Here is a 20,266-nt window from a genome sequence, read left to right on the forward strand (position 1 = left end):
AACATGAACGTGCAAAGTCAGGCGCCGCTGCGCGCCACTCCTGTCGCCACCAGCCTTCAGGCATTGTGGCGGCCGGCATTCAAGCAGGCCTTCATCAAGCTGGACCCACGCCAGTTGATACGTTCGCCGGTGATGCTCACCGTCGAGCTGACGGCCGTGGTGACGACGGTGCTCTGCGTCATCCCGAACCAGGCGGTCAGCCCCTGGTTCACCCTGCAGATCGCCTTGTGGCTGTGGTTCACCGTACTGTTCGCCAACTTCGCGGAGGCGCTGGCAGAAGGGCGCGGCAAAGCCCGCGCCGATAGCCTGAAATCCGGCAGCGAAGGGCTTACCGCGCGTTACATGACGGCGCACGGCTACTTCGAGCAGGTACCGGCCAGCCGGCTGCGCAAGGGCGATGTGGTACGCGTCGACGCGGGTGAGCTGATCCCCGGGGATGGCGAGGTGATCGAGGGCGTCGCCGCGGTCAACGAGGCGGCCATTACCGGTGAGTCGGCCCCGGTGATTCGTGAGTCCGGTGGGGACCGCTCGGCCGTGACCGGCAACACCCTGGTGGTATCGGACAGCCTGACGATTCGCATCTCCGTGAACCCGGGCGAGTCCACCCTGGACCGGATGATCGCCCTGGTGGAGGGCGCCAAACGGCAGAAAACCCCGAACGAAGTGGCCCTCGACATTCTGCTGATCGGCCTGACCCTGATTTTCCTTCTGGTGGTCGCCACCCTGCAGCCATTTGCCCGCTACGCCGGTGGTGATCTGCCTCTGGTCTACCTGGCGGCCCTGCTGGTAACGCTGATCCCGACCACCATTGGCGGGTTGCTGTCGGCGATCGGCATCGCCGGCATGGACCGCCTGGTACGCCTGAACGTGATCGCCAAGTCCGGGCGTGCGGTCGAGGCCGCTGGCGACGTGCACACGCTGCTGCTGGACAAGACCGGCACCATCACCTTCGGTAATCGCCGCTGCAGCGCCTTGTTCAAGGCACCTGGCGTCACCACGCCGGAGCTGGCGGATGCCGCGCTGCTCGCCTCGCTTGCCGACGACACGCCGGAAGGCAAGTCCGTGGTGGAGTACCTGCGAGCGCTGCATCCTATGCAGGAGCCTGCGCGTACCGATCTGCAGGCAGTGCCGTTCAGCGCCGAAACGCGGCTGTCGGGAGTGAACTGGAACGGCATGCAGTACCGCAAGGGCGCCGTCGATGCGGTGCTGAACTGGCTGGCCATGAGCCGGGCCGATATGCCCGAGGTGCTTGCCCGTGAAGTGCAGCAGATCGCGCAAAGCGGCGGCACGCCTTTGCTGGTGGCGAGCGACGGCAGGCTGCTGGGTGCCATCCACCTCAAGGATGTGATCAAGCCCGGCATTCGCGAGCGCTTCGCCGAGCTGCGGCGCATGGGCATTCGCACCGTGATGGTCACCGGCGACAACCCGCTGACCGCTGCGGCCATCGCCGCCGAGGCAGGCGTCGACGATGTGATCGCGGAAGCCACGCCAGAGAAGAAACTGCAGCGCATCCGCAGCGAACAGGCAGACGGCAAGCTGGTTGCCATGTGTGGTGACGGCGCCAACGATGCACCGGCACTGGCGCAGGCCGATGTCGGGCTGGCCATGAATGATGGCACCCAGGCTGCCCGCGAAGCGGCCAACCTGGTGGACCTGGACTCCGACCCCACCAAACTGCTGGACGTGGTGCAGGTCGGCAAGCAGTTGCTGGTCACCCGCGGTGCGCTGACCACCTTCTCGGTGGCGAATGACGTCGCCAAGTACTTCGCCATTCTGCCTGCACTGTTCGCAGGCATTCATCCGCAGCTTGGCGCCCTGAATCTCATGCAGTTGCACAGCCCGCAGAGCGCGATTCTGTCCGCCATCGTGTTCAACGCGCTGATCATCGTCGTGCTGATTCCGCTGGCCCTGCGTGGCGTGCACGTGCAGGCCGCGGATGCCGCCAGCCTGCTGCGCCGCAACCTGCTCATTTATGGTCTGGGCGGCATCGTCGCGCCCTTCATCGGCATCAAACTCATCGACCTGCTGCTGGTCGCTCTGGGACTGGTTTGAGGGCTCTCGCATGAACGACATGAATGTTTCCAATCGCTGGTTTTCGCACCTGCGCCCGGCTGTGGCGATGCTTGCCCTGCTGACGCTGGTCACCGGCGCGGCTTACCCGGTTTTCGTCACCGTCATTGCCCAGAGCCTGTTCGCCCACCAGGCCAACGGCAGCCTGATGCGGGACGACAGTGGCGCCGTGCGTGGCAGCTGGCTCATCGCCCAGCAGTTCGACGGGCAGCAGTGGTTCCAGTCGCGCCCGTCTGCGGGAGGTTTCGCCACCGTGGCCAGCGGCGCGAGCAACCTGTCGCCCAGCAACCCGGCGCTCGCCGAACGGGTGGCGGCGGATACCAGCCGTTGGGGGGCAACCGAGCAGCGCCGCGTTCCCCTGGCGCTGGTGACCACCTCCGGCAGCGGCCTCGATCCGCAACTGCCGCTCGCGGCGGTTCTCTATCAGGTCCCTCGCGTTGCCGCCGCACGGGGCATCACCGCGGAGGCACTGCAACGGCAGGTCGAGAGCATGGTGCAGCGTTCGCCAATCGGCCCGGCGCTGGTGAACGTGCTGGCACTCAACGCATCCCTGGCCGGGCTCGGCGCCGAGGTCGAGGTGCCATGAACAGCACCCAGCGAGCGGACGCGCTGCTGGCCGACCTTCCCAGGGAGGGGCGCGGCCGGCTGAAGGTCTTTCTGGGCGCGGCGCCTGGCGTGGGCAAGACCTACGCCATGTTGCAGGCTGCGCGCAGGCAGCTGGAGCTCGGCGTCGATGTGCGGGCTGGCATCGTCGAGACCCATGGGCGCAGCGAGACCGCCGCGTTGCAGGCGGGCATTCCCCAGCAGCCGGCGCGCGCGGTTGCGTACCGTGGCCTGAACCTGGCCGAGCTCGATCTCGATGGGCTGCTCCAGGCGCGCCCGGCCCTGGCTCTGGTGGATGAGCTGGCCCACACCAACGCCCAGGGCAGCCGGCACGCGAAGCGCTGGCAGGATGTTCAGGAGTTGCTCTGCGCGGGCATCGACGTCTACTCGACCATCAACGTTCAGCACCTGGAAAGCCTCAACGATCAGGTTTTCGAGATTACCGGCGTGCGGGTGCGGGAAACCGTGCCGGACTGGATCATTCAGGATGCGGACGAGATCCTGCTGATCGACCTGCCACCCAGGGACCTGCTCGAACGCTTGCGCGAGGGCAAGGTTTACGTGCCGGACCAGGCGCGAGCCGCCATCGAGGCGTTCTTCAGCCAGACCAACCTGACGGCGCTGCGTGAGTTGGCGATGCACACGGCCGTGGCGCGGGTCGATGCCGAGCTGGATCGGCGCACGCTGCACTCCGGTGAGGTTCTGCCGGCGGTCAGGGGGCGGCTGCTGGTCGGCATTCAGGGCGATGACTGCGCCCAGGCTCTGGTGCGCCATGCCTGCCGCGTTGCCGACCGCCGCCACTTGCCGTGGTCGGTGGTGCATGTGGACGATGGGCGGGCGGTGGATGACCGCTGGCGACAACGCCTGCAGCAAGCCTGTCAGCTTGCCGAGCGTCTCGGTGGCGAGGTGGTGACCCTGCGTGGCGAACCGGCGAGAAGCCTGGTGGAGCACGCCCGCGAACGCCGCGCCAGCCTGATCCTGATCGCCCGTGGCAGGCCGCGGCCCGGTTGGCGGCGCAACCTCTGCAGCCGGCTTCTGGCTCTTGGCGAAGGGTTGGAAATCAACGTGCTCGATGTGGCCGCCAAGGCACCCACCGCCCGGCCATCGGCCGCGCCGAAGATCGTCTGGAGGCACTACCTGCTGGCCGCGCTGGTCAGCCTCGGCGCCACCCTGGCAGCCATGCTGCTGACCCTGTTTCTCGAATTGCCCAACGTTTCCCTGGTGTTTCTTTCCGCCGTTCTGGTGGTCGCCGTGCGCAGCAGCCTCGGCCCGGCCCTCGTCTGTGCGGTGCTGTCATTCATCGCCTACAACTGGTTCTTCATCGAACCGCTGTATTCGCTGACCATCGATCGCCAGCAGGATGTGCTTTCGCTGTTCTTCTTTCTGTTCATGGCCACGCTCAGCGGCAACCTGGCTTCTCGGCAACGGCGTCAACTGCAGAGTCTGCGGGAAACCCAGGGGGAAACCATTGCATTGCTGGAGCTGTCGCAGCGCCTGGCCGCCGCCACCGATCGCAAGGCGGTCATCAGTGCGGCCCAGCAGCATCTGCAGGAGCGCCTGCCAGTGGAGGTGCAGATCCTCGATCGCGGTACCGGGCAAGCGTGGCTGAGGGAGACGGGCGGGCCAGCGGACCTTGGCGAACGCGATGCCGCTGCCGCCGATTGGGCCTGGCGCCATTACGAGCCTGCCGGCCTCGGTACCGACACACTGCCTGAGTGCGTCTGGTGGTGGTTCCCGTTGACCGCTGAAGATGGCCCGCTGGCGATGCTCGGTGCACGCCCGCGCGACGGCTCCGTGTTCCCGGCCCCGCAGCGCCGCAAACTCACCGCGCTGTGCCAGCCCATCGCCCAGGCACTGGCCCGTGCACGGCTGGCCGAGGAGCTGGAGGCAGCCCGTCTGCACGGTGAGACCGAGCAACTGCGCAGCTCCCTGCTCGCGTCCGTTTCCCATGACCTGCGGACCCCGCTGACCTCCATGCGCGGCTCCATCGACACCCTGCTGACGCTCGGCGCGGCCATCCCTGCGGCGGATCGTATCGAACTGCTCGAAGGCACCCGGGACGAAGCCGAGCGCCTGGATCGCTACATCCAGAACCTGCTCGACATGACCCGGCTCGGCCACGGTGGCCTGAAGCTTTCCAGAGACTGGGTCGCCCCCAGTGATATCGCCAGAAGCGCCCTCAATCGCCTGCGCCAGGTGCTGAGCGGGCTGGACGTTCAGGTCGACATCCCCAGTGCACTGCCGCTGTTGCACGTACACGCCGCGCTCATCGAGCAGGCGCTGGTCAACGTTCTGGAGAATGCCGCACGTTTTTCACCCGAGGGCGGGCAGGTCCGGGTGAGGGTATTCAGCGACGCTCAGGAGCTGGTATTCGCCGTCAGCGATCAGGGCCCCGGCATTCCGTCGAGCGAGCGCAGGCAGATCTTCGACATGTTCTACACAGCAGCGCGAGGTGACCGCGGCGGCAAGGGAACCGGCCTGGGGCTGGCGATCTGTCAGGGCATGCTGGGCGCCCACGGCGGCCACGTCGAGGTGTCTGACGGGCCTGGCAACCGCGGTACCACCTTGTCTCTGCACCTGCCCATGGCCCCGGCGGTCGAGAGGGATGGCAATCATGAGTGAACGACCGCGCATTCTGGTCATCGACGATGAAAAGCAGATTCGCAAGCTGCTCAGGATCAGCCTGGCCACCCAGTCCTGGGAGGCGCTGGAGGCCGCTACGGGGGAAGCCGGGCTGGCACTCGCGGCCACCCAGTCGCCCCATGTCATCGTCCTCGATCTCGGCCTGCCGGACATGGATGGCCATGACGTTCTGGAAGCGTTGCGCACCTGGTCGACCCTGCCGGTTCTGGTGCTCTCGGTGCGCAGCGACGAAGAGCAGAAGGTCAGGCTGCTCGACAGCGGCGCGAATGATTACGTCACCAAGCCCTTCGGCATTCAGGAGTTTCTCGCGCGGGTCAGGGCGCTGTTGCGTCACTCGCCAGGCGAGCTGGTGGTACAGCCTAGGGTGCACGCGGGGCCGCTGTGCATCGACCTGGCGACACGGCTCGTGACCCTGAATACCGGCGAGGTCAGCCTGACCCGCAAGGAGTACAGCGTGCTCGAGCTGCTGGCCCGCAACCCTGGCCGGGTGGTGACCCAACAGCAGCTGCTGCGAGACGTCTGGGGCGCCAGCCATCTCGAAGACAGCCACTACCTGCGCATCGTGGTCGGCAAGCTGCGCCAGAAGCTGCACGACGAACCGAACGACCCCCACCTGATCCGGACGGAGCCCGGCATCGGCTATCGCCTCATGGCGCAGGCCTGCTGAACGCTGAGGGGGCTGCGGGCCAGGCTGCCTGCCGTGCAGGCCATGGCACCGATGAACCGCGCTGGGCAGATGGGAAGCCCTTGACTGTCTCGTGGTTGCCCTAGAGCTGGCGGGTGATCATCGCCACCGACTGCTCAGGGGAGGTCAGCGCCGTGTCTATCAGCAGCGCATCACCCTGCCAGGGCTCGTAGTCGTGATCCAATACCGACTGCCAGGTGGGTGGGGTCAGGCCGGGGATATCGATGGCTCTGCTTTCCACCCGGCGCCGGTGCTCGTCTCTGTCGGAGCAGATGACCTGAACGTCGAGCAGGCGAGTGCCAGCCTGCGCGGCGATAGTGGCCCACGCCTGGCGGCTCTCGGCGACCGGATTGACGCAGTCGACGACGACCCGGTTGCCGAAGCGCAGGTTGCTCAGCGCCAGCTCGTTGGCGACCAGGTAGCCGCTGCGCCCCACGTCTGCCGCCAGCACCTCGGCCTCTCTGATCGCCTGCTCGATGCTGTCGATGCGCAGGTACAGCGCACCCAGCCGTTCGACGAGGCGCCGTGCCACGGTGGTTTTCCCGGTACCCGGGAGGCCGCTGAATACGATCAGCATCGGATGTCCTCTGTGGATGGTTCGTGCCGGCCCAGTCGGTTGTTTGTCGTGCGCCTACTCCGGCAAGTACTGCGCCCTCGCGGCCTGCACCTTTTCATGATTATCCAGCGCCCAGAGCGCCAGCGCGCCGAGGTGGGGTAGCAGGCTTTGGCCCAGCGCGGTCAGTTCATAGGACACACTGGGAGGCTTGGTGGGAAAAACCGTTCGGCTTAACAGGCCGTCCTGTTCGAGGCTGCGCAGGGTCTTGGCAAGCATGCGCCGGGAGATCTGCGGTATCGCTCTGGCCAGCGCCGAGAAGCGCAGCGGCCCTTCGTCCAGCGCGCAGAGTATCAGCGAGCTCCAGCTGTCGCCGACGCGATTGAGCAGCTCTCGCACGGGCTTCTGAATGGCCTCGTCGCCATAGAACTTCATGCAGATGGTTACTCCGGAGTAACAACGTGACTGGAAAAACCCGTCTTGTGGGCCAGACAGCATGACGGTTATACAGGGTTACCAACGATAACCATGGTGCAACGCGTGAAAAAAGTCATCGCGATATTCGGTGCTGGTTCTGGCCTCGGCGCATCCGTCGCGCAGCGTTTCGGCCGCGAGGGCTATGCCGTTGCGCTTGTCGCCCGGCGGCGCAACAACCTGGAGAGCCTTGCCGACGAGCTGCAGGGCAGAGGAATTACCGCGCTACCGTTCACTGCCGACCTTGGCCAGTTGAACGAGGTGGCGCCGCTGATCGAAGCGATCAGATCCACCCTGGGACGCATCGACGCCATCTACTACGCCCCGGCATCCACCGAAGCGTTTTTGCCCGCTTCGCAAATGACCGTCGAGATGATGCGCACCCGCACGGACTACCTCTTTCTGGGGCTGGTTGCCGTGGTCAACGAGGTCTTGGCCGACTTCAGGCAACACGGGGAGGGTGCCGTGCTCGCCGGTTTCGGCGGCTCCGCTGCGCAGGGCATCGCGTTCATGTCCGGGCCCGCGCCGGCCCAGGCAGCGGCACGCAACTACCTGATGTCCCTGCATGGCGAGCTGGCGCAGGAAAATATCCACGTCGCCATGGTGACCATCTCTGCGGTCATCGAGGGCAGTGCCTACCACCTGAGTGTCGAGAGCAGCGAGTCCGATGCCCCGGACGACTTCGAGATGCCGGTGGTCGATCCCGATGTACTGGCCGAGCAACTCTGGGAAGCGGCCAACGGGCGAGGCGAGGTGGAGTTCGTGGTTCCCTGATGTGTTCAGGGGGACTGACGTTTCAGCAGCGTTCACGCCTCGCAATGTGGCAATGGCCTTTTGCGGCTTTGCCGGCGTACCATTCTCGTTCCGTTAACCAGGCGGCCTGAATTGGCTTCCGCCCCGAGGCGCCACATCGGACATGCTATCTGCCGAGCTCAAGTCCTTCCACATGGTCGCCCGTCTGGGCAGCATCACCCATGCGGCGAAGAAACTCGGTCTCAGCCAGCCTACAGTCACTACCCAGATTCGCAATCTGGAGGCGCAGTATGGTGTCGAACTGTTCTACCGAGGTGGGCGGCGGTTCACCCTGAGTGAGGATGGCGCGCGCCTGCTGCCGATGGTGCAGGCACTGCTGCAGCAAGAAGCCGATATCGAATTCTACCTGCGCAATTGCGGCCAGGTGCAGGGCAGCCTGCGCATCGCCGCGACCGCTCCCTATTACGTGCTCGACCTGGTCCGGCGCTTTCGCGAGCGCCTGCCGCAGATCCAGGTGACGCTGGAGATCGGCAATTCACTGCAAGTGATCGAGGCGCTGGAAGAGTATCGAGTCGATCTGGCCGCCTCCTCACAGCTGGAAGAGGATTCGCGCTTCACCCGTTTGCTGCTCGGCGAGGACCCTCTGGTACTGGCCGTGCACCGCAGCCATGCGCTGGCCAACCACAAGAGTTTGCCGCCCTCGGCGCTGGCCGGGCACTGTCTGTTGATGCGCGAAGTGGGTTCGACCACGCGCCAGCTCACCGAGCAGATGCTGCGTGAGGCCGGTGTCGCCTTGGGGCCGTTACTGGAAATCGGCAGCCGCGAGTCGATTCGCGAGGCAGTGCTGCGCAATATCGGCATCAGTGTCATCGCCCGCCACGAGGTGCCGGACAATCAGGAACTGCGCGTCATCGCCCTGGATGGTGCGCCGCTGATCCCGGAATACCTCTACTGCCTGCGCGAACGCCGCCAGGCGCGTCTGCCGGCGGCCTTCCTGGCCATCGCCCGGGAATCCACCGACGCCTGATCAGGACCTTGTCTTCATAAAAACGCTGATAGCACTATCGGCGGCTTTTGCCCTACTGCCACAAAGCCTTCGCATGCCGACCCCAAGATGACACTCGTTCGATTCCAAACGAGGTTCCTGGCATGGCTACCGTCGACCTGCAACTGCGCGACATTCATAAAGGCTTCGGCACCTTCAAGGCGCTGGATGGCGTATCGCTGGACGTCAACGCCGGCGAGCTGGTCTGCCTGCTCGGGCCGTCCGGCTGCGGCAAGACCACGCTGCTGCGTTGCATCGCCGGCCTGGAGCGTCAGGAGCAGGGCAGCCTGCACTTCGCCGGGCGAGACGTTTCAGCGCTGCCGCCCCAGGCACGTGACTACGGCATCCTGTTCCAGTCCTATGCGCTGTTTCCCAACCTGACGGTCACCCAGAACATCGCCTATGGCCTGTCCGGCCGTGGGCGAGATGAGGTCCGCAGGCGCGTCGAAGAGATGCTCGAACTGGTCAGCCTGAGCGGCAGCGGGCACAAGTACCCGGCACAGCTCTCCGGCGGCCAGCAACAGCGTGTTGCATTGGCCCGCGCCCTGGCGCCGAGCCCTTCGCTGTTGTTGCTCGACGAGCCGATGTCGGCCCTCGATGCCCAGGTACGCGAGCACCTGTGCGGCGAGCTGCGCAGCCTGCAGCGCCAGCTTGGCATCACCACCCTGATGGTCACTCACAATCAGGAAGAGGCCATGTTGATGGCCGACCGCATCGCGGTGATGAATCAGGGGCGGATCGAGCAGTACGCCACCCCAAAAACCATCTACAACGCACCGGCAACGCCTTTCGTTGCCGAATTCGTCGGCCAGGGCAACTGGTTACCATTCGAGCGAGATGGTGGTCATGCCCGTGTCGGCCAACTGAGCATACGTCTGGCAGACACCGGGCAGGGAGCGGGCGGGCGCCTGTTCTGCCGACCCGAAGCGATCCTGATCAACCCTGAGCTCGAGCAGGACAACCTGTTCCCGGCGCATATGCGCGAGCTCACCTTCCTCGGCAATCGCTGCCGCCTGAGCTTCGAACTGGACGATCTGCCGGGCCATGCACTATTGGCCGAAATGGCTCCCGAAGCGCTGCCTAATTTGCACGGCAAGCAGATTCGCGTGGCCTTGCCGCCGCGCAGCCTGCAGGTGTTCGCCTGATGGAACAGGTCGTGACGGCGCAGCGTGTAGCGAAACTATCGCAGCGCTCGACGGATACCGCCGACCGGCTGTTCGTATTGGGCGGGCAATGGCTGTTGCTGGTGCTTCTGGTGCTGGCCGTGCTCCTGCCCTTGCTTGCCATGCTCTGGCGTGGGCTGGCAGGCGATCCGGGGCAGGGCGGCGGCCTGGCGGCTGCTGGAGAGCTATTCGGCAGTGCCAATTTTCGCTGGCTGCTCGGCAACAGCCTGACCAGTGCCCTGGCTGTGGTGATGATCGTGCTGCCACTGGCCTATGGCTTCGCTTACGGTCTGCTACGCACCTGCCTGCCGGGCAAGGGACTATGGCGCGGCATATCGCTGCTGCCTCTGCTGGCGCCCTCGATGTTGCCGGGTATCGCTTTGATCTACCTGTTCGGCAATCAGGGCATGCTGCGTGACTGGATACCTGACAGCATCTACGGCTTCTGGGGCATCGTGCTGGGCCAGGCCATCTACACTTTTCCCCATGCCCTGATGGTGTTGCTCAGCGCTTTGGCGCTGGCTGACGCCCGCCTGTTCGACGCCGCTTCGAGCATGGGCGCCTCGCCCTGGCGCGCTTTTCGCAGCATCACCTGGCCAGGTAGCCGGCAAGGGGTCTTCGCCGCTGGCTGCCTGGTGTTCACCCTGTGCATCACCGACTTCGGCGTGCCGGTGGTGGTCGGTGGCGACTATCAGGTGCTGGCGCTGGAAGCCTACAAGGCGGTGCTCGGCCAGCAGCAGTTTGGCCGTGGTGCTCTGATCGGGCTGTTCCTGCTGCTGCCGGCGCTGTTCAGCTTCGCCGTCGACTTCTGGTTGCGCCGCCGTCAGCGCGATGCCATGGGCGGTCGTGCCCAGGTTTATCACCCCCAGCCCCGGTCGGGTCGCGACAGCGCCTTTCTGCTGCTGGTGGTACTGGTGTGTACGGTTCTGCTCGGTGTGTTCGGCATGGCGGTGTACTCGTCGCTGGTCAAATTCTGGCCCTACGACCTGTCGCTGTCGCTGCACAACTACGCGTTCTCGGATCTGCCCGGTGGCTGGCTGGCCTATCGCAACAGCCTGTTGCTGGCGACTGCCACGGCATTGTTCGGCAGTGTGCTGATCTTCACTGGCAGCTACTTGCTGGAAAAGACTCGGCAAAACCCGCTGACCCAGGTGCTGCGCCTACTGTGCTTCATCCCTATGGCCGTGCCCGGATTGGTGCTCGGGTTGGGCTACGTCTTTTTCTTCAACCTGCCGGCCAATCCGCTGCATGGGCTTTATGGCAGCCTGGCGCTGCTGGTGGTGTGCACCGTGGCGCACTTTTTGACCACTGCGCAGATGAGCGCAGCCGCCGCGCTGCGCCAGCTCGACGGCGAGTTCGAGTCCGCCGCGCTGTCGTTGAAGGTGCCGCTGCTGCGCCACTTCCTGCGGGTGACGGTGCCGATCTGCCTGCCGGCGCTGCTGGATATCGTCCGCTATCTGTTCGTTTCGGCGATGACCACCGTCTCGGCGGTGATCTTCCTCTACAGCCCGGACAGCGTGGTGGCGTCCGTCGCCGTGCTGAACATGGACGATGCCGGCAACGTCGGCGGTGCCGCAGCCATGTCGACCCTCATTCTTCTCACCTCCGCCAGCGTATCGCTCCTGCTGGCCTGGGCTTCGCGCGGCTTGCTGCGAAGCTCCCAGGCCTGGCGTGCTGCGCCTGGCCTTTGATCTCCCGGAGCATCCATATGCGCTACCAGCACCCCGATCATCTGCAGGCCGTTATCCTCGACTGGGCGGGTACCGTGGTCGATTTCGGCTCCTTCGCCCCTACCCGCATCTTCGTCGAGGCGTTCGCCGAGTTCGACGTACAGATCAGCCTCGCTGAAGCTCGCGGCCCCATGGGCATGGGCAAGTGGGATCACATCCGTACCCTGTGCGACCAGCCCGCTGTGGCTGAGCGCTTCCAGACGCGTTTCGGGCGCCTGCCGAGCGATGCCGACGTGACCGCCATCTACGAGCGATTCATGCCTCTGCAGATCGCCAAGGTCGGTGAGCATTCCGCGCCGATTCCCGGTGCTCTGGACGCTGTGGCGACCCTGCGTGGACGGGGCCTGAAGATCGGCAGCTGTTCAGGCTACCCGAAGGTCGTCATGCAGCAGGTCGTCGAACTGGCAGCGGCCTCTGGTTATTGCCCGGACCATGTCGTGGCTACCGATGAAGTGCCTAAGGGCCGCCCGAGCCCTGCTCAGGCACTGGCCAACGTGATCGCTCTGGGGCTCGACGACGTGGCCGCCTGCGTCAAGGTCGATGACACCGAGCCCGGCATTATCGAGGGCCGTGGGGCCGGCATGTGGACGGTGGCACTGCGCTTTTCAGGCAACTTTCTGGGCCTGACCTGGGAGCAATACCAGGCGCTGCCCGGCGAGCGCCTGGAGACCGAGCGTCAGCGTATCGATGCGTTGTTCGCCGCTAGCCAACCCCATTACCTGATCGACACCCTGGCCGATCTGCCGCCGGTCATCGATGCCATCAACGCGCGTCTGGCTCGCGGCGAAAGCCCGCAAGGCTGCTGAGTCCGTCTTCCCCATTCGTACGCCCATCCCTCGCACACAGGATCCACACCATGTTCAAGCGCATCGCCCTTGCCACTGGCCTGCTCGCCGCTGGCGCCCTGCATGCCCAGGCCGCCACCGAACTGACTGTCTACAGCGCTCTGGAAGTCGAACAGCTCAAGCCTTATCAGCAGGCATTCGAGAAGCAGCACGCCGATATCCGCATCAAATGGGTACGCGATTCCACCGGGATCGTCACTGCCAAACTGCTGGCCGAGAAGGATCGCCCACAGGCCGATGCCGTCTGGGGCCTGGCGGGTTCCAGCCTGGCTATCCTCAAGCAGCAGGGCATGCTCGAAGCTTACGCACCGGCCAGCCTGGACAAGATCGGCGCCAACTACCGCGACAGCGACAATCCGCCGTCCTGGGTGGGCATGGACGTGTGGGCCGCGAGCATCTGCTTCAACACCATCGAGGCCGAAAAACAGGGCTTGCCGAAGCCGACCAAGTGGGAAGACCTGACCGATCCGGTCTACAAGGGCAAGATCGTCATGCCCAACCCGGCGTCTTCCGGCACCGGCTACCTGGACGTCAGCGCCTGGCTGCAGATCTTCGGCGAAGACGGCGGCTGGGCCTACATGGACAAGCTGCACCAGAACATCGGCCAGTACACCCATTCCGGTTCAAAACCCTGCAAGCAGGCCGCCGCCGGCGAGTTTCCCATCGGCATCTCCTTCGAGTACCCGGCCGTTCAGCTCAAGCGCAAGGGTGCGCCGCTGGCCATCGTGCTGCCCAAGGAGGGCCTGGGTTGGGAGATCGAGGCGAGCGCGATCATCAAGGGTACTCAGCACTTGGATGCAGCCAGGAAGCTTGCCGACTTCGCTGCCAGCCGGGAGGCCATGGAACTGTACAAGGCCAACTTCGCCGTACTGGCTCAGCCGGCCATCGCCGAGCGGTTTCAGGAACTGCCGGCCGACTACGAGCAACGCCTGATCAACAACGATTTCAACTGGGCCTCGGAGAACCGCGAGCGGATTCTCGCCGAATGGCGCAAGCGCTATGACGGCAAGTCCGAGCCGCTCAGTCAGTAAGCCGCACGGGCTTTTACTTGCAATCTGCTGGCCGCTCTGGCGGCCACTTCCCTTCTCGAGGAGTTTTCCATGAGTCAGCACGACTGTGACCTGCTGATCGTAGGTGCCGGCATCCTGGGCCTTGCGCATGCTTGGGCGGGTGTGCGCCGCGGCCTCAAAGTTCGCGTATTCGAACGCAGCCATACGCCTCTGGGTGCATCCATTCGCAATTTCGGTCAGGCCCTGGTGACGGGCCAGGCGCCCGGCCCGATGCTCGACCTGGCGCGCCAGTCCCACGGCCTTTGGGCGCACTTGGGCGCGGCCGCCGGGCTGTCGATGAAGAAGCAGGGTTCCTTGGTGCTGGCCCGCACCGAAGCCGAAGAGGCCATGCTGGAGGCATTCTGCGCCGGTCGTGCCCAAGAGTTTGGCTACCGCACCGAACTACTGCGCGGAGCAGCCCTCGATAGTCTTTATGACGGCCGCTTCGCTCATCACCGCGCAGCCCTGCATGGCCTGGACGACCAGCAACTGTTCTCCCGGGAAGCGCTGCCACAGATCATCGATTACCTGGCCGGCCAGGGCGTTGAATTCCACTTCTCGACGCTGGTGCGGGACGTCGAGCCTGGCAGTGCCCTGACGACCACGGGGCGCTTTTCGGCGCGGCACATCGTCGTCTGCTCCGGCCACGACTATCAGACCCTGCTGGCCGAGCCGATGGCCAGGTTGCAGCCTTCGGTGTGTCGCCTGCAGATGCTGAGGGCTCGGCTGGCGCAGCCGCTGGACCTGCAGCACGCCGTGCTCACGGGGCTGAGCTGCGTGCATTACGGCGCATTCAGTGACCTGCCCGAGGCCGAAGCGATTCGTACGGAGATACGTCGCGATTACCCGATATTGGAAGAGCGCGGTATTCACCTGCTGATCAGCCCCACGCCCTACGGTGAATTGATCATCGGTGATTCCCATGACTACGGTAGCGATGCCGCGCCGTTCAACGAGGAGGGAGTGGATGATCTGCTCATCGGGCTGGCTGAGCACACCCTCGGCGGACGCCTGCAGGTGCTCGAGCGCTGGCAGGGCGTATATGGCACGCGCGGTCCAGGCCCATTCAGCGTATTGCCTGCTGCCGATGGGGTGACTGCCGTGCTCATGCATACCGGGCTGGGCATGAGCGTGGGCCTCGGCCTGGGCGAGCGAACCGTTGCCGCGCTGCTTGGCGAGAGCGAGTGGCCCGAGGCGCACGCGGTGTAACAGCTGAGCCAGGAGTGGTCCGGCAGCGTGTTCCAGGTCCCGAGCTGATCTTCCGGCTCGGGCCTGATACTACGGGCGCGAACCCTGCTCCGGGCCGGGCGAAAGGTGCGGTACTGAGTGAATCACCTGGAACATGAGTGCGTGACGCACAGCATCGACCTCAGCCAACCTCGACCTTGAGCAGGCTCCTCTCGCCGTGGGTCCATAACTGCTGTCTCCAGTTATTGTCCCAGTTCCTCTGGTGCGCACCGCTCGCGGAGTCGGAACGGGAAGCATCGCGAGCCCCGGCTCGGGCCAGCAGCTCGGCACCGATATCGATGGTCCGCGCATAGTTGTCGCGATCGAAATCGATGCCAAGGCTGAAGTTCTCGACCTTGAAGAGCGCGATCTGCGCATCGGCCAGCTCACCGGCCTGCTTCACCAGATCGGCAGATGCATTCAGTGCGTGGTCCAGCCAGGCAGCCTGATCGCTATCGAGGCCCTCGATGTTGGTGAGCGTGAGCCGCCCACCGGCTTCTACGCTGAAACCGAAGGATGCGTCTTGCAGGTCCGGTCGCTCTGCGTGGATAGCTTCGAGGAGGTCGGTATAGGTCTGCTCGATCTGTCGAGATGTAGCGCCAAGCACGGCATTCGCGGCATTCATTTCCTGCTGCTGACGTTCCACGAGGCCCAGCCGGTCGATGGGCAGGTTGGCGAGAAAGGCTTCGCTCTCTTCTGCGCTGAGCCCACTTGGGTTGTGAATCCTGCCGGCCACGGAAAGCGCCACGCTGTGGCTGACGCTGCCGGCCCTCAATGCCGCTGCGTAATCGTGGTATTTGCGCAGCGACTCCTCGCTGAGCTGCACGCTATTACCCTGCGCCAGCGCAGCGGCGTTGCTGCCGCCAGCACTCGCACCGCCAGATTTCTCCGCAGGTTCGGCAGATACCCGCCAGGCTTGGTTGGTTCGTGGAGCAATGGCTATGTAGGCGCTCAGTGCCGGCATGTCACTCATCTCACCCATCCCTATTCGTCTCTATCCCTAAGTCCTGGCGCGACGTGTCGGTGATGGCGCCTGGGGCAAGATGCTCAGCCCATCGCTGGGCGAGCGTTGGCATCGATAGCCTTGTGCCTGATTAACGGCTGCTTCGTGTGATTCTTTAGGCAATGGGGCTGCTCCGGAACGCCATGCTCATCTGCACCTCGATGCGCATGCGCTTGCAACGGCTGTGCGTTGATCGCACACAACTCACACTGTCGATCTAAAGTTTTCACCGCTGCGTTGGATACCTCTAGGCATTCGAGCCCGTCTTGGGCTCCTGCCTGGAGCGATTGCCATGTTTCCTCACCTGAAAGTCCGCACCGGAATGGCTGCGGTGCTTGTCGTGTTCGTCGTCGCGCTGCTGTTTTCGGTGGTCAACAACTGGCGATCGGCCGAGCTCAGTCACGAGCAGATCAGCGAGCTGAACCGCGCCACCCGGCAGATCGACGGCATCAACAACGCTCTGTTGCTGGCCATCCGCACCAGTGCCAACGTGTCGTCTGCGTTCATCGAGTCGGTGGGTGGGCATCAGCAGGATTCCGAGGCCCGCCTGGTACGCAGTGAGGGCATCTGGAAAGAGGCGATCGCCAAGGTCGAGTCCGCCACTGCCGACATCACCGACCCGGTATTGCAAGGCTATGTCCGTGAGTTGAAGGCGGCCTTCACCGAGTACGGCGAGGCCATCGTCGGCCAGCGTGCGGCTACCCGCTCGCAGTCTGCCGCTGATTACTTCCAGGTGAATATCGCTGCCGGTAATGGCATGACCAAGTTGCAGGCGGTGCGCGTCAAGCTGGTCGACGAACTGGATGCACGCAGCAAGCAGATCATCGCGCAGTCGGCGCAGCGCCTGACCCTCTCGCAGACCCTGGCGATCGCTCTTGCCGTGGTGACGCTGGTGCTGGCCGTGCTGTGCTGGGGCTTCATCGCTGGCCGCGTGCTGCGCCCTCTGCGCGAGGCGGGCGAGCATTTTCGGCGCATTGCCGGGGGCGACCTGACCCAGCCGGTGTCGGTGCCCGGGCGCAACGAAATCGGCGAGTTGTTCGTCGAGCTGCAGCAGATGCAGACCAGCCAGCGCGACACCCTGAACCTGATCGCAGGCTCCGCCACCCAGTTGGCGTCCGCGGCAGAGCAGCTCAACGTGGTGACTGAAGAGAGCAACCGCGGCCTGCAACAGCAGGACCAGCAACTCGAACAGGCCGCCACGGCAGTCACCGAAATGACCAGTGCGGTGGAGGAGGTGGCGCGCAATGCCGTGTCCACCTCCCAGGCCGCCACGGCCTCCGACGGCCTGTCGCAGAAGAGCCGCGAGCAGGTGCGGGAAAACATTCAGGGCACCCATTCGATGGCCACCGAGATTCAGGACAGCGCCGAGCGCATCCAGAACCTGGCCAGCGAAGTGCAGAACATCAGCACGGTACTGGACGTGATCCGCTCGATATCCGAGCAGACCAACCTGCTGGCGCTCAACGCCGCCATCGAAGCCGCACGCGCCGGTGAAGCAGGGCGTGGCTTCGCCGTGGTGGCCGACGAGGTGCGCACCCTGGCGCACCGCACCCAGACCTCGACCCGGGAAATCGAGCAGATGATCGCCACGGTGCAGAACAACGCCGAGCAGGCCGCCAGCGTCATGCGTTCGAGTACCGAAAAAGCCCAGGACACCCTGAAGATCACGCAGGCCAGTGGCGAAATGCTGGAAGAAATCTTCTCCGCCATCGGGCAGATCAACGAACGCAATCTGGTGGTCGCCAGCGCTGCGGAAGAGCAGGCCCAGGTGGCCCGCGAAGTGGACCGCAATCTGGTGGCCATACGCGATCTCTCGGCTCAGTCAGCGGCTGGCGCGCTGCAAACCAACTCGGCCAGCCACGAGCTGTCGCGCCTGGCGGTGGAATTGAGTGCGCTGGTGGGGCGTTTTCGTATTTGAGGGCGGGGTTGCCACCAGAAGGGGAGCGAGCCACTCCGTCAAGCTGGGTCGCTATCGCTTTCTATAGGCATCACTGCCGTGGCCGACAACGACCCCGACAGTGATGCCCTGTCGTTTACCGATAAGGTTGAGGTGCTTGTGATATCCCTTGAAGCCGCGTCAAGGGCGTTCGCTGATGCAAGGCGCCATTACCTGTGGCATTGGCGGGAAGCATCGTGATATCGCCTCTAAACATGCCCACTGCCTCCCTGCGCCTCGCACAGCGCCTGGCGATAGAGCACCACCATCTCTTCGAGCAGGTCCTTTCCGAACAGCGCGGCGGCGTGCACTAGCAGGCCTTCGGGGTGTTCGCCTTTCTTGCGGATCAGTTCGTCGAATATGTCGGCCAGCAAACTGGCACGCAGTTCGGCGTCACCCTGAGTATCGCGAGGGGGTGGTGGGCAGGTTTTCGGAATGGGGCTTTGCCGTCTGGGGAAACGAATGACCGGGCTGCGTGGTTCAGCCATGGCGCACCTCCTGGCTGGAGGCGAAGGGTGTCAGTGTGCAGGTAGGGTGGTGCCCTGGCGTAAAAGCTGGATGGCGCATTTTCCTTATGCTCCCTGGTTTGCTTAAGGAGCCGCCACCGCCGTTGCTACGCGGTTATGGTGGCGGACCGTACAGGGGTAGCAAACCGGAAACCAAGGGAACCGGCCAGGCCGAAGCCTGCCCCGTACGGGCCGCCATAGAAATGCAGTAGCACGGCACCGAGTACCGACTATGCAAGTGCGACGCACCGCGTCTTGGTTTTTCAGGTTGCTACACCCGGTCACGGCATCGACCGTGACCGGCGCACTCTAGCTCGCAGGTTTGGCGATGGCAACCTGCCGGAGCGTTGCAACGTGACTGCCTTGATTCACGGGGTGGTCATGACCCGCCTCCCGTGTGGCAGCCTGCTCTGCCGTTGTTCTCCTGGTTCGCTGCAGCGCGTGAGCAGAATCGCTCTTTGGCTGCAGCCACATGGGGCGTCACGTGTCGGGGGGTGATTGCAGTCGGTAACGAGGGTGAACAGCATTGTTCGAGGCTGGTATGGGCCCGGCGAGAAACGAATTGGCCTGGCGATCTATTTACGTGATCTCACGTTACCGTGCCGTACCTCTTTCGAGGGCGAGTTACCGAAGTAGGCGGCGTAGCATTTACTGAAATGGCTTGGCGAGGCGAAACCGCAGGCGACGCTGACATCTAAGATAGGTAAGTCGGAGTACTGGAGCAGGCGTCGACCTTCGGTGATACGAAGCTCCAGATAGTAACGTACCGGTGTGGTACCAAGTTGCTGCTGGAAGAGCCGCTCGATCTGCCGCCGAGAACGGCCAGAATATTGGGCTAATTGCTCGGCACTCAGGGGCTCTTCGACATTCGCGCTCATCAAACTGATCACATTACGCAGCGGTTCGCTCATTTTGGCGTGCAGAGCCGGACGGACGCGCCTAAACCGAGACTCTTCGAAAGCCAGGATATCTACGATCCCTTCAACCAGATCGCGGCCATGGAGTTTGTTGATCCACTCCAGCACCATGTTGAACGCACCGGTAGGGCTAGCGGCCGTCAACCTGTCGCGATCGACCATGAAGCTTTCCGAGGTGACTTGGCTGTTCTTAGCGATCTCCGCCAGGGCAGATCGATGTTCTGGGTGGATCGCACATTTATAGCCGTCAAGCAGTCCTGCTTGTCCTAGAAACCAAGCGCCGCTCCACAGGCCTGCCAAGGCGATTTGCTTTTCACTCGCAGTGTGGAGAAGTTGTTTCAGAACAGAAATCGGGCGCAAGTTGGTACGCAATCCGCCGCAGACCACCAGCAGGTCGAGTCCAGCAAGGTGGCTCACGTTCAGTTCAGCACTTGGACAGATGGTGATGCCTAGATCACTGACTACCGCTTCCCCGTTCAGGCTGAATGTTCGAGTCGCGAATACGTTAGCGCTGATCAGGTTGGCCGTTACCAGGATATCCAGTGCCTGAGTGAAGGCAGGCAGGGAGAAGTGCTCCAGAAGCAAAAAACCGACATTAGCTTTTTGTAGGGTGAGGCTCTTATCACCTATAAACCGAAGGTTTTGCCCCTGTAGCAGCTCACTGAAGCTTCGTCTGTTCGGCATATTATCGATCTCATTCTTGTCGAGTCGGCGCCAATACCTTCTCTGATGCGGTTTAAATCAACGAAAAGTAGGCAGCCAAAAAACAATCTTGCTGATTTTGAGGGCAGGTCAAGTTCTGAAGCGCCCCACCAGACCATTCAATTCGCCGGACAGCGACTCCAGGCGCTGTGAGTCGCTGCGCGCCGAATGCGCCAGTTCCTCGACCAGTTGTGCGTCGGTCTGAATCTGCGCGATGTGCCGGTTGATGTCTTCGGCCACGTGGTGCTGTTCTTCGGCTGCGGTGGCGATCTGATTGTTCTGATCGCGGATCTCGTCCACCGAGGTGCGGATCTGCTCGAAGCTGTCGCGAGCCTGCTGAATCCGTTCGACGCTCTGCTGCG

Annotated in this window: 17 protein-coding genes and 2 pseudogenes; 13 read left to right on the forward strand and 6 right to left on the reverse strand. The window is 63.9% G+C overall.

Translation table 11 applies throughout. The features are described from left to right. Positions 1-3: 3 nt before the first annotated feature. From kdpB to QRN22_RS04135, 4 genes are read left to right on the forward strand one after another with little or no spacing between them, the layout of a single operon-like run. Positions 4-2,052, forward strand: coding sequence for a potassium-transporting ATPase subunit KdpB (gene kdpB / locus QRN22_RS04120; RefSeq protein ID WP_042551744.1), 2,049 nt, complete (start codon positions 4-6; stop codon positions 2,050-2,052). A 10-nt stretch (positions 2,053-2,062) separates the two neighbouring features. After that, complete coding sequence (gene kdpC / locus QRN22_RS04125; protein WP_231570098.1) at positions 2,063-2,656, forward strand: potassium-transporting ATPase subunit KdpC; 594 nt, start codon at positions 2,063-2,065, stop codon at positions 2,654-2,656. Then, entirely contained in the window at positions 2,653-5,295 is a 2,643-nt protein-coding gene (locus tag QRN22_RS04130) for a DUF4118 domain-containing protein (RefSeq protein WP_042551743.1), read from the forward strand. The genes kdpC and QRN22_RS04130 overlap by 4 nt, the downstream gene beginning before the upstream one ends. Next, a complete protein-coding gene (locus QRN22_RS04135) occupies positions 5,288-5,983 on the forward strand; it encodes a response regulator (RefSeq protein WP_042551742.1) in 696 nt (231 codons plus the stop codon). Before QRN22_RS04130 ends, QRN22_RS04135 begins: the two co-directional genes overlap by 8 nt. Before the next feature lie 100 nt (positions 5,984-6,083). Here the strand turns inward: QRN22_RS04135 and QRN22_RS04140 are convergent, their stop codons facing one another. Continuing rightward, positions 6,084-6,578 carry a P-loop nucleotide/nucleoside kinase family protein gene (locus QRN22_RS04140; RefSeq protein ID WP_042551741.1) on the reverse strand — a complete coding sequence of 165 codons (495 nt, stop codon included), beginning with the start codon at positions 6,576-6,578 and terminating at the stop codon, positions 6,084-6,086. A gap of 54 nt (positions 6,579-6,632) precedes the next feature. After that, positions 6,633-6,989: a winged helix-turn-helix transcriptional regulator gene (locus QRN22_RS04145; RefSeq protein WP_042551740.1), complete on the reverse strand. Its 357-nt coding sequence runs from the start codon at positions 6,987-6,989 to the stop codon at positions 6,633-6,635. A gap of 105 nt (positions 6,990-7,094) precedes the next feature. Here QRN22_RS04145 and QRN22_RS04150 point away from each other — a divergent pair, with 105 nt between their 5' ends. The 7 genes from QRN22_RS04150 (at position 7,095) to QRN22_RS04180 (ending at position 14,822) form a co-directional block, all read left to right on the forward strand. Next, complete coding sequence (locus tag QRN22_RS04150) at positions 7,095-7,802, forward strand: SDR family NAD(P)-dependent oxidoreductase (protein WP_042551853.1); 708 nt, start codon at positions 7,095-7,097, stop codon at positions 7,800-7,802. Between the two features lie 142 nt (positions 7,803-7,944). Continuing rightward, complete coding sequence (locus tag QRN22_RS04155) at positions 7,945-8,808, forward strand: LysR family transcriptional regulator (protein WP_042551739.1); 864 nt, start codon at positions 7,945-7,947, stop codon at positions 8,806-8,808. 122 nt (positions 8,809-8,930) lie between these two features. Next, on the forward strand, positions 8,931-9,971 hold the full coding sequence (locus tag QRN22_RS04160) for a putative 2-aminoethylphosphonate ABC transporter ATP-binding protein (protein WP_042551738.1): 1,041 nt from the start codon (positions 8,931-8,933) through the stop codon (positions 9,969-9,971). Further along, positions 9,971-11,680: a putative 2-aminoethylphosphonate ABC transporter permease subunit gene (locus QRN22_RS04165; protein ID WP_042551737.1), complete on the forward strand. Its 1,710-nt coding sequence runs from the start codon at positions 9,971-9,973 to the stop codon at positions 11,678-11,680. Before QRN22_RS04160 ends, QRN22_RS04165 begins: the two co-directional genes overlap by 1 nt. 17 nt (positions 11,681-11,697) lie before the next feature. Further along, complete coding sequence (gene phnX, locus QRN22_RS04170; protein WP_042551736.1) at positions 11,698-12,525, forward strand: phosphonoacetaldehyde hydrolase; 828 nt, start codon at positions 11,698-11,700, stop codon at positions 12,523-12,525. A gap of 50 nt (positions 12,526-12,575) precedes the next feature. Next, positions 12,576-13,595: a putative 2-aminoethylphosphonate ABC transporter substrate-binding protein gene (locus QRN22_RS04175; RefSeq protein ID WP_042551735.1), complete on the forward strand. Its 1,020-nt coding sequence runs from the start codon at positions 12,576-12,578 to the stop codon at positions 13,593-13,595. Between the two features lie 69 nt (positions 13,596-13,664). Next, positions 13,665-14,822 (forward strand): TIGR03364 family FAD-dependent oxidoreductase, encoded by a 1,158-nt coding sequence (locus tag QRN22_RS04180; protein ID WP_042551734.1) that lies wholly within the window; start codon positions 13,665-13,667, stop codon positions 14,820-14,822. A 160-nt stretch (positions 14,823-14,982) separates the two neighbouring features. Here the strand turns inward: QRN22_RS04180 and QRN22_RS04185 are convergent, their stop codons facing one another. Then, complete coding sequence (locus tag QRN22_RS04185) at positions 14,983-15,813, reverse strand: hypothetical protein (RefSeq protein WP_156152624.1); 831 nt, start codon at positions 15,811-15,813, stop codon at positions 14,983-14,985. A 787-nt stretch (positions 15,814-16,600) separates the two neighbouring features. Between QRN22_RS04185 and QRN22_RS26550 the strand changes: the two are divergent. Together QRN22_RS26550 and QRN22_RS26555 are read left to right on the forward strand one after the other, a co-directional pair. Then, positions 16,601-16,897 (forward strand): annotated as a pseudogene (locus QRN22_RS26550) (HAMP domain-containing protein); the annotation flags it as partial. Continuing rightward, a complete protein-coding gene (locus QRN22_RS26555) occupies positions 16,898-17,761 on the forward strand; it encodes a methyl-accepting chemotaxis protein (RefSeq protein WP_419761268.1) in 864 nt (287 codons plus the stop codon). It abuts the pseudogene before it with no gap. A 227-nt stretch (positions 17,762-17,988) separates the two neighbouring features. Here the strand turns inward: QRN22_RS26555 and QRN22_RS04195 are convergent, their stop codons facing one another. From QRN22_RS04195 to QRN22_RS04205, 3 genes and pseudogenes are all read right to left on the reverse strand, one after another. Continuing rightward, a complete protein-coding gene (locus tag QRN22_RS04195; protein WP_042551731.1) occupies positions 17,989-18,267 on the reverse strand; it encodes a hypothetical protein in 279 nt (92 codons plus the stop codon). Between the two features lie 593 nt (positions 18,268-18,860). Beyond that, complete coding sequence (gene souR, locus QRN22_RS04200) at positions 18,861-19,886, reverse strand: transcriptional regulator SouR (RefSeq protein WP_042551730.1); 1,026 nt, start codon at positions 19,884-19,886, stop codon at positions 18,861-18,863. 108 nt (positions 19,887-19,994) lie between these two features. Next, a pseudogene (locus tag QRN22_RS04205) lies at positions 19,995-20,266 on the reverse strand (methyl-accepting chemotaxis protein); the annotation flags it as partial.

Origin of the sequence: Pseudomonas sp. MEJ086 (assembly GCF_030209025.1) — a bacterium.
Taxonomy (GTDB): domain Bacteria; phylum Pseudomonadota; class Gammaproteobacteria; order Pseudomonadales; family Pseudomonadaceae; genus Aquipseudomonas; species Aquipseudomonas fulva_A.